This is a genomic window from Desulfuromusa ferrireducens, assembly GCF_055389805.1.
The window spans coordinates 3,259,004-3,270,592 of record NZ_AP042415.1; the positions used below are offsets into that span (position 1 = coordinate 3,259,004).

An 11,589-nucleotide genomic window follows, 5' to 3' on the forward strand; every position below is an offset into this window, starting at 1 on the left:
ACGGAAGCTTCATGTTGCAGAAGTCGACCCTGCAAAACGGCATCCGTGTCGTAACTGAACGGATGCCGGGACTTCATTCAGCAACAATAGGCTTCTGGGTACAGAACGGTTCTCGGCATGAGGATGAGCCCTTAAACGGCATTTCTCATTTCATTGAACATATGTTGTTCAAAGGAACAAAAAACCGTTCCTCGCTACAAATTGCCAAAGAGATTGACTCGGTCGGTGGGGTGCTAAATGCCTTCACCGGCCGAGAGTTCAGTTGTTATTACGCCAAAGTTCTCGGCAATAAACTTCCCCACGCTATCTCCCTACTTTCAGACCTGGTCCTGAATTCGACTTTCGACGATAAAGAAATCGAGAAAGAACGCAGGGTCATCTTGCAAGAAATTTCGATGGTCGAGGATACCCCAGACGATCAGATTCACGATCTGTTCTGTAAATCTATCTGGCACAGTCATCCTCTTGGTCGACCGGTTCTTGGCAATACATCAACAGTTGGCGCTATTTCTCAGGCTGATCTTTTGCAAATGCTTAAAAAGCGTTATCTGGGACACAATATTTTGATTGTCGCTGCCGGCAATCTTAAGCACCAAGAAATTATTGATCAGATTGAGCAAGCTTTTTCTGTCGTTATCCCTGGTGCTCCTGATAATCTCTGCACGCTACCGGAATATCGTCCGGGTGTTCAGGTTGTGAACAAAAAACTAGAACAGGCCCATTTTTGCCTCGGCTGCAAAGCCTTACCGCAGAACCACGAAGATCGCTTCATCTTACATCTTTTAAATAGCATCCTCGGCGGCAGCATGAGTTCAAGGCTTTTCCAGGAAATACGTGAAGAGAGAGGATTAGCTTATTCAATTTACAGCTATCTCAACATTCACTCTGATGCTGGTTCGCTGATCGTTTATGGCGGCACCCGACCTGATGATTTGAGGGAAACACTGGATCTGGTTCTAGAACAATTCGTGGCATTGAAGAACGGTTTTATCGGCAGTGAAGAGCTTTATATGGCGCGTGAGCAAATGAAGGGGACCTTGCTTCTGTCGCTGGAAAGCTCTGATAATCGAATGTCGCGTTTGGCCAAGAATGAGATCTTTCTCGGTTGCCAACCACAGATAGATGAGATTCTTGCTGAAATTGACAAGGTAACGATCGAATCGCTACAACGTTTAGCGAGTCAGTTATTGGCTGATGATTCATTGAATCTACAAGTCGTTGGTTCTGTCGACGAAAACATATTACCGTTGAGCATGCTCTCTATCTCTTAAAATGAAAACTATGACAAATCCAACCATACAATTCAAAAAACTTCGCTCCGAAGCACAAATCCCGCAATATATGACCTCCTTGGCTGCAGGGTTAGACATTCAGGCCTGTACGACAGAGGAAATTGTTTTAGCTCCTGGTGAGCGCTATTTGGTGACAACTGGACTGGCCGTCGCTATTCCACCAGGCTATGAAATCCAAGTTCGACCACGTTCCGGTTTAGCCATCAAGCATGGAATATCGTTGCTTAATTCACCGGGTACTATCGATGCCGACTATCGCGGGGAAATTGGCATAATCTTGATTAATCACGGTCAGGATGACTTTAAAATTTCATCAGGAGATCGCATTGCGCAACTTGTCGTCGCCCCGGTTTGTCAGGCGGAGCTGGTTGAGGTCTCAGTTCTGACTGAAACGGATCGTGGTGATGGCGGTTTTGGACATACTGGGCACAATGGAGGTCTGGAGTGACCGAGAAGACTAATCCCGAAGATCTTCTAGATTTTCCATGTCAATATCAGTTCAAAGTGGTCGGTGTTGCTGGTAATGTTTTTGAGGATTCTGTCGTTGCGGCAATCTCTCAGCACGTTACAGTTATTACGGATTCAGTGCTCACCCGACCCAGTGGCAAGGGAAATTATCAATCGGTGTCCGTATTAGTTACTCTTTCTAGCTATGAACAGTTGACGAGTATCTACACAGAGTTGCGACCGATTGACGGTTTGAAGATGTTGCTTTAAGTGCGATATGCACGTAATATTGTCCAATGCTGTAATGATATTTCTTTAGGAGTGAGGCCAGCCATGATTCTGTCAATCAATCCAGAAAATCCACATTCCCGACATATCACTCAGGTGGTTGATTGCCTTCGCCAAGGTGGCGTAATCATCTACCCAACTGATACGACCTACGGAATTGGTTGCGATATTTTTAACCGCAAAGGCATTAAAAAGATTTTTCAGATAAAACAAAGAGATAGCCGTAAGCCTTTTTCCTTTATCTGTAGCGACCTTGCGGAAATTTCCAATTATGCGCAAGTAAGTAACTTCGCTTTTAAAATCATGAAGCGACATTTGCCCGGACCCTATACATTTGTTCTTGATGCGACCAAGATCGTTCCCGATTCCTTAAGCACCAAACAAAAAACTGTTGGCGTTCGGATTCCTGATAATAAAATCTGCCAAGAAATCGTCAAGCTGCTAGGCCACCCTCTGGTCACTACCAGTGCCAATTCTTCCGGGGATGAAACTCCGCAGGACCCTCAGGAAATTAACGCTTCCTTTGGACGGATGGTCGATATAGTGATTGATGGCGGTATTTCCCTGTCTGAAGCTTCGACAGTTATTAGCCTAGTTAATGATAAGATTGAAGTATTACGTGAGGGAAGTGGCGATATCTCCTGGATAGAACAAGGCGATTAAGACTATGGATAAAGTTCTGGATGTTATTTTCTTTCAACGAAATTGGTCTGCTGATGGTTGGAAGTATGAGTTGTATAAGAACCTTGAAGTTTCTCTGAATCTTTTTTATGTAGAGATTAAAGACGAACTTGAGAAATTTTCTATTACGTTGCGTTTTATTGAAGAAGAATTGACCAGTGACATTAAAGGTTATGGTGAGTTGTTGAATAGCATCCGCATTTGCTGTCCTTCTGCTGGAGTCGGAAGCTATTGTCTTGGCCACATCATTGGGGCAAGTAAAAACCTCGACATCATTGAAGACCTGCGCCGAGGAATAAATCGCGTGGCATTTGCGCCAGAAACTGTAGAGCCAGCTGGCAGCGATAAAGTTGTGTGCCACGATTGTGGTTGCGGTTGCTAAATATGAGCAAATAATTTGCACAACAAAGGGCTGCAGAATTTATTCAGCAGCCCTTTGTTGTCTAGAGTCACACATACTCAGGTAAAATTGAGTTTACGTTCAAGATCCATCGAACTGGAAACCCGCTTGGCTTCCTTCATGGTTATCATGCCATTTTTGCATAGCTGTATCAGGTGTTGATCCATTGATTGCATCTGATATTGAGCACTGCCTTTTTCGATATGCCCCTCTATCTCATCCAGGTTGCCTTCGCGTATACATGCCTGAATTGTCGTCGTCGAGCGCATGACCTCAACAACCGGGATGACATTTTCTCCAGTCTTGTCCTCGACTAATCGTAATGAAACTGTCGCTACCAGAATATCTGCAAGTCTCTGCCGCATGATTTCCTGCGAGTCGGGTGGAAAGTTACCGATCAGGCGGTTAATCGTTGACGAGGCATTTTGGGTGTGAAGGGTTGAAAAGACGAGGTGGCCTGTTTCCGAGGCTTTAATGCAGGCATCTATCGTTTCAAGATCACGCATTTCTCCAACCATAATGACATCAGGATCCATGCGTAGCGATGCTTTTAATGCTGAGCCAAAGTCATCTGTGTCAATTCCGACTTCACGCTGAATAATACAACTCTTTTTTGAACTAAAGAGAAATTCAATCGGATCCTCAATCGTAATAATATTAAATGCGTATTTTTCGTTAATGTGGTTGATCATCGAAGCCAAAGTAGTTGATTTTCCGTTGCCAGTTGGCCCGGTGACAAGTACCAAACCATTGGGCGCTTTGACAATTTCAGAAAGAACCGCGGGTAATTTCAGCTCTTGGAATCCCCCAATCTCTGGTGGGATAACCCGCATGACGATGCCAATATTGCCACGTTGTCGAAAAATGCTGACACGAAAACGACCGCTGTTGGTCAGTGCGTAGGAGGCATCAAACTCTTTAAAATCTTCTGGAAGATCGCGTTTATTGTGTTCCATGATCGTTGACGCGATAAACTCTGTATCTTCTGATTTTAAATTGGGAAGCTTAGAACGCAGTAGTTGGCCGTGAGCTCTGAAAAAGGGGGGGTTGTCCACTTCGAAGTGGATGTCCGAGACCCGCTTAGCGAAAGCTATCTCCAGAATTTGATTGAGGGTTTTTAGGTCCATAAAAGTACCTTAGTGTTTTTTTGGTGGTTGGGATGATTTACCTAATTGCTTACGGAAAAGCGCATTTTCCATTGCGACTCCGGCTTGGGCAACAAAAAAGTCAATAAAATCAAGAGGGATGTGTTTGGTTTTATTTTTACCAAAGTCAGCATAGGTCAAAGTGATGATTCGGTCATTACATTTAAGCGGGATCAAGAAGATTGTCGATTCCAATGGCGCGCCAATTTCAGAAAACAGAGAAGTTTCCAGGCAGTTGTCTTTTACCGGGCCATAGAATGCTTTACCGTCGGCAATAACTTGCCGGAAAATAGAGTCACCATCCAATGGCAGGCGAAACTTCTGCGCAGCAGCGACTCCTTGCTTTTTATCGGTTAATATCCCGATACTGCGCTCAGCAATTAAATCTGATTTGTCGACGATCAGGGTGACCGAACGTTCAAAAATCTCACCCACAAACTGCAGCACAGAAAGTGAAATATCAGGAGCCTTGTTGATGAGTCTTAAGCCGGACAAACTGTTACGAAGCTTTGCGAAGTATTGTCGACGTTCTGCGTTAAAACAGCTACGAATGTAGGTCTGAAATGTGTCGAGGAAATTAATCATATCCGCAACATACGTCTCTCGCTGTTCTGTTAAAAATGGTTTTGGCAGGACGGCACGAATCCCATCATTTAAGGATTGTAAAGAAAAAGTATAATCGTGCGCTGAAGCCAACTGGACAAATGATATCTCCCGATAGACGGCCATTTTTCGAGCCCGGACTTCGGTCAGCTGTTCTCTAGAAAAGCCATCAATTTTGTCATCGGGGCAGCCGAACACTAAAATAGGTTCAAGACCTTTATCGAGAGTCCGATTGATTAAACTATCAAGTTCCTTGCTGTCGGTTGTGGTGAAAACCCGGTTTCCTTCTTTTTTACATACCGTCATGACCGCGTGCTGAATAAACTCATCACTTGTGTACATGATGATCGCTTGCGCATTTGCCGAAATTGTCGTGCCAGCAACGTCATATAACGGTTTGGAAACCTCGGCAAGAAAGTCGGCCAATTGATTTTTCTCGTCATCGGTCAATTCGGGAATGGTTTTATTGATAATCTGACGGTGGATTTCAGTCGGATCGAATGCTTCCAAGCTTTTGAATACTTTAGGTTTTTTTCTTTCAACTTTGTCTAAATCGGCGAGTCCGAGTATGTCCTCGGACACAATCAACTCTTCATCCGCTTCTATCGCGAGCTCATCTTGTGTCGCAAGCGGCGAAAAAGGTTCTTCTTCCATGGGTTCATCAACAATTGTTATCTCGCCGGCATGGACCTTTTCGTCAAAAATGCGTAAAGCATCCATCAAGACCATTTGTGTGTTGAGATTGATCTCCTGCAACTGGGTTGGCAAATAACGGTAATCATCGGAAATGTTTATTTTGTCCATATCAAGAGTGAAGATGCCTTTTGTCCAACTGATCATTTCGACCACTGTCATTTCAATCAAAGTTTCTAATGCTTTAAAAGCCGAATCTTTTGAGAGCCCACAGTGATCAAGGAGGGTAGCAATCAGCGGTTTACGTTCGGAGGCGGAATCATTCTGAATCTTAAGTGCTTTTTCGAGGTCTGCTTCTGAAACAATCTTACTCTCACAGAGAATCTGCCCGATACGTAGTTTTTCACTCGAGTGGGTCGCACCAACGATATAGCCATTATTGAAAACCAATTTCCCTTCACCCTTGCGACTATAAACGTTAAGGGTTCCGGATTTGCGGGTCGAGTGTATTAACTGTATGACATCGACAATCGGCAGATGTTCAAGTTCGCCAGTTAGGGGCATTGTCAGACATCCCTCTCTAAAATTAATGGTATAGACGTGGGTTCCTGTAAACGTTAGAGCACATTAAAACTAAAACCTTGCACAAATTCAAGATATTTTAACGATTTATCGCAAATAGATAAAAGGTTGTTATGTTCTGCAGTGATTAATTCATAAAGCACAGTGGTTATTTTTGATGCTTGAACTGACGAATATACTTTTCCAGGTCATACAACTTTGCATCTTCTTCTGGCAGCGGCTTGCCTTTTAAAGCATCGTGAATACAGATATTGATGATGCCACGAAGCGTTATCGGCATATATTGATCAATATGGTCTAATTTCCCACCGTGTGCATGGCACGTTTGGCAGGATTTTCCATTGCTTCCCAATTCTGTTGAGTTGAATAGTTTCTTTCCTGAAGAGTCATTCCCCAAAACAACAGAACTCAGAGCAAAAATGAAGAAAAGGGTATAGCCAAAATATCGAATCATGACAGTTCTCCAACGGTAAAAATACTTACTTTAGGATATCAGGATTTTTGAGCCTGTCATGTCATTGATATTATTTGTTGGGAGAAACGGCAGAGCGATTTTTGGCAGGCTAGAACCGATGGGATAAATAAAAAAAGTCTGACCAGATCAGGTCAGACTTTTTTTAAAAACTTGGTGCCGAAGGCGAGACTCGAACTCGCACGACCGTAAGCCACACGCCCCTCAAGCGTGCGTGTCTACCAATTCCACCACTTCGGCAGCGGGTTGTATATATACTTAAAATCCTTGAGTTCTGTCAACTGTTAAAACGGCCAAGACTATTATTTTTCAGTAGGAGCAATCGGCTCGACAGGAGCAGCTGGAGCCGGTTCTACTGTTGGAGCCGGAGCTTCGCTAACAGGCGCTGCGACCGAGCTTGGCATGACACTTTGCGAGCTTGGTGAACCATAGAAATAGGCGAGTGTCAGGCTGGTCAGCATGAAAATAACTGCTGCGCCAGCAGTGACTTTACCCATAAAACTGCCGCCGCCGGATGCGCCGAAAATAGTCTGGCTACCGCCAGCGCCGAAAGAGGCACCAGCTTCGGCTCCTTTGCCCATCTGCAGAAGGACAATGATGATCAGTGCAATGCTAACAGTGACATGAAGTGTTATCAGTAATGTGGTCATACAGGGTATCTCCTTTGGTCAATCGTAATCCAGAACCGCAGCAAATTAACATAGAACGTATTTTTTTTAAAGCGGTTTCTCAACAAAAAAAGCCACTTGCAGGGTGGCTTTTTTTGTTGTGAAACCGCTGATATTATCAATGGATATAGGCGTCTGTAACGTATCGCCGCATCATGACGTGAGTGTTAAAGTAATAGGCATTTTTCCCAATAGCATTTTTCATGACCTGAATCCATCCCTTTCGGTCTTCGTAGTACAGGGGGATGATGACCTTTTCAAGTTTGTTATACATGTCATCGAGGTCCTCTGCCGCCCGACCAGTTTCTTGATCAATTTCGGTTGGCGGTGGTCCAATCGACCAGCCGGTGACTCCCTCAATATGCCCCTCAATCCACCAGCCATCGAGGACACTGAAATTCGGAACACCATTAAGAGCTGCCTTCATGCCGCTGGTTCCTGACGCTTCTAGGGGCCGCATTGGATTGTTTAGCCAAATATCGACCCCAGGAATGAATTTTGATGCAATATCCATATTGTAGTTTTCCAGGTAGACCAGATCTATTTCACCATTCATTCTTTCCACCTGCTTAATGATCCGCTGGATAACCTTTTTCCCTTCTTCATCTTTTGGGTGCGCCTTGCCACCAAACACGAACTGAAGTTTCCCTTTGCCAATATCCAGCAGACGATCGATGTCGTAGAAAATCAAATCACCCCGTTTGTAGGTTGCCGCTCGTCTGGCGAATCCGATTGTGAGCAGATCAGGATTAAGTTCTTTTCCGGTTTGTTCTTTCACGTACTGAAAGAAGAAGGCCTTGGCTCCGCAATGGTTTTCCCAGATTTCATCGTCTGGGATCGTATCTACGCGGACAAGCAATTCTGGTTCATTTGCCCAGCCCGGCAAATGTTTATCGAACAGGTTAACAAAGAAGGGAGAGCACCATGTAAACGGATGGATACCGTTTGTAATGGCATGTATCTCAAATCCGGGGAATAGATTCTGCGACACTTCTCCATGCCTTTTTGCAACACCATTAATAAAGTTACTTAACTTCAATGCCAGCATAGTCATGTTAAGATTGTCCGGTCCGGAAATTTCCTTTAAAAGACTGATCGGCGCCTCGGGAGGCATTATCCTTTCGACAAGATCAAAAGGGAAGCGATCATGGCCAGCTTCGACCGGAGTGTGGGTCGTAAAGACACATTGATCCATGACCTTTTTGGTGTTCCATGAGTTCCGTTCGTCCCATGTGTCCTCGGCAGACAGGCGGGCGTTGTTGAGCAACTCTACCGTCAGTAAGCTGGCGTGCCCCTCATTCATGTGATATTTTTTTATGTCGAAATTAAGAGCGCGTAGAATTCTCGCTCCACCGATACCGAGAACGATTTCCTGCTTCAACCTTAAGTCGAGTCCACCTCCATAGAGGTGGTGGGTAATTGTTCGGTCTTCTTCATCGTTACCGGGGATATCGGTGTCGAGGAACAGGATTGGAAGCTCTCCACCCGTTGGACTTTTAACGTTGTAAAGCCAAGCTTGAACCTTTACGTCCCGGTTTTCGATGGTTACCAAGGTTTTTGTCGGCAGACGCTGCATGTGTTTTTCTGGTTTCCAGGAGATATCGCTCTCCTGTTGCCACCCATTCGCATCAAAGTGTTGCTGGAAGTAGCCTTTTCGGTAGAGCAGGGTGACCGCGACCATCGGGATCTTCAAATCCGCGGCACTTTTTATTGTATCTCCGGCAAGTACGCCAAGGCCGCCACTGTAGGTTGGGATTTCTGCTTTGAGGCCGATTTCCATTGAAAAATAGGCGATACGCGAATTCTGAGTAAAGCGTTTCCAGCTTTCCATCGACAGAACCTCCTGAATGTATTTAGCGTAACAACTCTTTAGTTTAGCAGAAGGCGTTGACTCGTCTACCGATTTAGTACTTGAAATAACTGGCCCTGCTGTGAAAGATTAGGCTAAGATATAAAATGTTTAATGACAGGAATTTATATGTACCTTGAGATGTTCGGTTTTGATGAAAAACCGTTCCACATAACTCCCAATCCACGCTTCATCTTCCTGAGTAAAAATCATAAGGAAGCCTTTGCTCATCTGCTTTATGGCATCCAACAGCGGGTCGGTTTTTTGTCCCTTGCGGGTGAGGTTGGCACAGGTAAAACAACGGTACTCCGGACTTTGCTTGGGCAGTTGGCAGAATCCGAATATCGTGTTGCATTGATTTTCAATCCATGTTTGACGTCACTAGAACTGTTGCAGACCATCCATCGTGAATTTGCCATTGAGGTTGATCTGGAGCGTTCCCATCTGATTGATTTACACGAATCTCTTAATCGTTTCCTGCTAGAGCAAAGAGAAATGGGTAAAACCGTTGTTCTTGTGGTCGATGAAGCGCAGAATCTTGATCCGAAAGTTCTGGAACAGTTGCGTTTGCTTTCAAATCTGGAGACGGAGACAGAAAAATTAATCCAGATGGTTTTAGTTGGACAACCTGAACTTGATCAGATTCTGCAGCGCAACGATTTGCGCCAATTACGTCAACGAATGGCCGTTCGCTACCGGCTTCAACCTATGGATATGGATGATACACAACGCTATGTTCTGCATCGGGTTAAGATTGCTGGTTGTCGGAAGACGGCTCTATTTACAGCCAAGGCCTTGGCGCAGGTCTATCGTTTTTCTCGTGGGACGCCACGATTAATCAATATTCTTTGTGATCGTGCCTTGCTGGTTGCCTACAGTCGCGATTCTCAATTTGTTGACAAACGGGATGTGCGGGTTGCGCAAAAAGAACTGCAGCAACAGAATTCTGTTCAAAAACGAAAATTATCTCCCATTATTTACGGTTTTTTTGCCGTCTTGTTGCTTTCTTTTGTCGGTTCGAAAATATTAAATGCCCCAGAGAGCAATTCTGGTCAGACCGATGACAAGCAGACTGTTACAGTAAACCGGCAACTGCAACAGATATTACCGTTGGCCGTAAAGTCATCGTCCGTTGTAAACGACAATGTCAGCGCTGGAAGGATCAAAGAACTACAACAGACAATCGCTCAATTGTCAGTCGAGCAGAGTGGCTTGCAATCGGTAATGACCATTGCGCAGTGTTGGCAGCAACCACTGCTAGAAAAGATGCCTGCGATAAGAAGTCGTAAAGGGTTGAAGGATCTGCTTATCGGGGTCGGGTTTGATCTGGTTGATATCCAGGGCACGGCTGCAGATCTAATCAAGTTGGACGCTCCGGTCATTCTAGAGATTAACTTGCCGAATGTGACCGGGAAACGTTTTTTCTGCGTCAACCGTTATCGCGATGGACAATTTCAGACGGTTCCGGCCTTGACTGATTCCGGTTGGCTGGATATAGCTGAATTGAATAAAGTCTGGTTTGGTCGGGCCTTAATGCCTTATCTCAATTATCAAAACATCCCTTTAATTGATCAACCTAAGGCATCAGGGAATAACGTTGTTGCCCTTCAACAACTGTTAACCCGTCTCAAGGGTGAACCTTCCGTTACGAGCGGAGTCTACGACGAGCAAACCATCAACATTGTTACCCGTTTTCAAGCTCGCATGCAATTGGCACCGGATGGGCGTGTTGGTGCACATACCCTGTATTGGCTTTATCGTCAGACAGGAAAAGACATGCCCCGACTGACGACCGGAGATCGACTATGAGTTCGATACTCAAAGCGTTACGGAAACTTGAGAATGAAAAAGCAACGCTAGGGGAGGGGAGCGTTGATTTGGCTCACGATATCCTTAAACGTAATTACGATGATCGCCGCACATTCTCTTGGTCAATTCTTGGGACGATTTTCACGCTACTGGTTATTGCTTCTGTCGGTGGTTGGTGGTTTTATCAGTCCAGTCTTAGTGTTCCAGCCTCGTTACCGTCAGCCTCTCAGGTAGAAATACAAACAATTCCCCGAGCGGCTCCTGTCTCTTCTCCGACTGAGCAATCGGCTGGGTTGAAGCAACAGCCATCCATACCAGAGGTCGTTGTGCTTGAGACCGGGCCATCGGTGGCGGCCAAAGGCGAAATAGTTGAAATCCAGAACCGACTTGCCGCCGACAAAAAAACACTATCAAATGCGTCCGTAGCCGAATCAGAGCCGATAGACATTCCACTGCTTCGTGTCGATGAAATTGTTTATCACCAGGAAGCAGAATCGCGCCTGGCGGTCATCAACGATTTACCGGTGATGGAAGGAACTGATATTGAGGGGGCGCATGTTGTAGAAATCATGCCCGATCACGTTCTTTTTACCTTCCGCGGAATTCGCTTCAATAAGTTTTTGTCCAAGGTCCATAATTAGGCCGGCCCTTGCATTAAATCATTGTAAAGTCTTAAATTCCTTCATATAATCGCTTGATAAAGACATGCTAACCAAAACG

12 protein-coding genes and 1 tRNA gene are annotated in these 11,589 nt (G+C 44.9%); 7 read left to right on the plus strand and 6 right to left on the minus strand.

Going from position 1 to position 11,589, the window contains the following annotated elements; translation table 11 throughout:
* Positions 1–11: 11 nt before the first annotated feature.
* The 5 genes from ACZ5PT_RS14615 (at position 12) to ACZ5PT_RS14635 (ending at position 3,090) form a co-directional block, all read left to right on the plus strand.
* Positions 12–1,271, plus strand: a complete 1,260-nt coding sequence (locus ACZ5PT_RS14615) for a M16 family metallopeptidase (RefSeq protein ID WP_464263766.1) — start codon at positions 12–14, stop codon at positions 1,269–1,271.
* Positions 1,272–1,281: 10 nt separating this feature from the next.
* Entirely contained in the window at positions 1,282–1,740 is a 459-nt protein-coding gene (gene dut / locus ACZ5PT_RS14620; RefSeq protein WP_464263767.1) for a dUTP diphosphatase, read from the plus strand.
* Positions 1,737–2,009 carry a YbeD family protein gene (locus tag ACZ5PT_RS14625; protein WP_464263768.1) on the plus strand — a complete coding sequence of 91 codons (273 nt, stop codon included), beginning with the start codon at positions 1,737–1,739 and terminating at the stop codon, positions 2,007–2,009. Before dut ends, ACZ5PT_RS14625 begins: the two co-directional genes overlap by 4 nt.
* A gap of 63 nt (positions 2,010–2,072) precedes the next feature.
* Positions 2,073–2,690 (plus strand): L-threonylcarbamoyladenylate synthase, encoded by a 618-nt coding sequence (locus tag ACZ5PT_RS14630; RefSeq protein WP_464263769.1) that lies wholly within the window; start codon positions 2,073–2,075, stop codon positions 2,688–2,690.
* A gap of 4 nt (positions 2,691–2,694) precedes the next feature.
* On the plus strand, positions 2,695–3,090 hold the full coding sequence (locus ACZ5PT_RS14635; protein ID WP_464263770.1) for a hypothetical protein: 396 nt from the start codon (positions 2,695–2,697) through the stop codon (positions 3,088–3,090).
* A 77-nt stretch (positions 3,091–3,167) separates the two neighbouring features.
* Here ACZ5PT_RS14635 and ACZ5PT_RS14640 read toward each other — a convergent pair whose 3' ends face one another.
* The 6 genes from ACZ5PT_RS14640 to glgP all read right to left on the minus strand — a co-directional run bounded on the left by ACZ5PT_RS14640 (position 3,168) and on the right by glgP (position 9,042).
* Entirely contained in the window at positions 3,168–4,235 is a 1,068-nt protein-coding gene (locus ACZ5PT_RS14640; protein ID WP_464263771.1) for a type IV pilus twitching motility protein PilT, read from the minus strand.
* A gap of 9 nt (positions 4,236–4,244) precedes the next feature.
* On the minus strand, positions 4,245–6,053 hold the full coding sequence (locus ACZ5PT_RS14645) for a DUF4388 domain-containing protein (RefSeq protein WP_464263772.1): 1,809 nt from the start codon (positions 6,051–6,053) through the stop codon (positions 4,245–4,247).
* 166 nt (positions 6,054–6,219) lie between these two features.
* Positions 6,220–6,525 (minus strand): cytochrome C, encoded by a 306-nt coding sequence (locus tag ACZ5PT_RS14650; RefSeq protein WP_464263773.1) that lies wholly within the window; start codon positions 6,523–6,525, stop codon positions 6,220–6,222.
* Positions 6,526–6,697: 172 nt separating this feature from the next.
* Positions 6,698–6,783: transfer RNA gene (locus ACZ5PT_RS14655), tRNA-Leu, on the minus strand.
* 62 nt (positions 6,784–6,845) lie between these two features.
* Complete coding sequence (secG, locus tag ACZ5PT_RS14660) at positions 6,846–7,193, minus strand: preprotein translocase subunit SecG (RefSeq protein WP_464263774.1); 348 nt, start codon at positions 7,191–7,193, stop codon at positions 6,846–6,848.
* A gap of 136 nt (positions 7,194–7,329) precedes the next feature.
* The gene (gene glgP / locus ACZ5PT_RS14665; RefSeq protein WP_464263775.1) at positions 7,330–9,042 is read right to left on the minus strand and encodes an alpha-glucan family phosphorylase; all 1,713 of its coding nucleotides are present in this window, start codon (positions 9,040–9,042) and stop codon (positions 7,330–7,332) included.
* 147 nt (positions 9,043–9,189) lie between these two features.
* Between glgP and ACZ5PT_RS14670 the strand changes: the two genes are divergently transcribed.
* Positions 9,190–10,869, plus strand: coding sequence for an AAA family ATPase (locus ACZ5PT_RS14670; protein ID WP_464263776.1), 1,680 nt, complete (start codon positions 9,190–9,192; stop codon positions 10,867–10,869).
* The gene (locus tag ACZ5PT_RS14675; protein ID WP_464263777.1) at positions 10,866–11,510 is read left to right on the plus strand and encodes a general secretion pathway protein GspB; all 645 of its coding nucleotides are present in this window, start codon (positions 10,866–10,868) and stop codon (positions 11,508–11,510) included. The genes ACZ5PT_RS14670 and ACZ5PT_RS14675 overlap by 4 nt, the downstream gene beginning before the upstream one ends.
* Positions 11,511–11,589 lie beyond the last annotated feature (79 nt).

Bases quoted from the DNA above. Each gene is read 5' to 3' on its own strand.
- ACZ5PT_RS14615 (WP_464263766.1), top strand. From the start codon at position 12: ATGTTGCAGAAGTCGACCCTGCAAAACGGCATCCGTGTCGTAACTGAA.
- dut (WP_464263767.1), top strand. From the start codon at position 1,282: ATGACAAATCCAACCATACAATTCAAAAAACTTCGCTCCGAAGCACAA.
- ACZ5PT_RS14630 (WP_464263769.1), top strand. From the start codon at position 2,073: ATGATTCTGTCAATCAATCCAGAAAATCCACATTCCCGACATATCACT.
- ACZ5PT_RS14635 (WP_464263770.1), top strand. From the start codon at position 2,695: ATGGATAAAGTTCTGGATGTTATTTTCTTTCAACGAAATTGGTCTGCT.
- ACZ5PT_RS14640 (WP_464263771.1), bottom strand. From the start codon at position 4,235: ATGGACCTAAAAACCCTCAATCAAATTCTGGAGATAGCTTTCGCTAAG.
- ACZ5PT_RS14645 (WP_464263772.1), bottom strand. From the start codon at position 6,053: ATGCCCCTAACTGGCGAACTTGAACATCTGCCGATTGTCGATGTCATA.
- ACZ5PT_RS14650 (WP_464263773.1), bottom strand. From the start codon at position 6,525: ATGATTCGATATTTTGGCTATACCCTTTTCTTCATTTTTGCTCTGAGT.
- secG (WP_464263774.1), bottom strand. From the start codon at position 7,193: ATGACCACATTACTGATAACACTTCATGTCACTGTTAGCATTGCACTG.
- glgP (WP_464263775.1), bottom strand. From the start codon at position 9,042: ATGGAAAGCTGGAAACGCTTTACTCAGAATTCGCGTATCGCCTATTTT.
- ACZ5PT_RS14670 (WP_464263776.1), top strand. From the start codon at position 9,190: ATGTACCTTGAGATGTTCGGTTTTGATGAAAAACCGTTCCACATAACT.
- ACZ5PT_RS14675 (WP_464263777.1), top strand. From the start codon at position 10,866: ATGAGTTCGATACTCAAAGCGTTACGGAAACTTGAGAATGAAAAAGCA.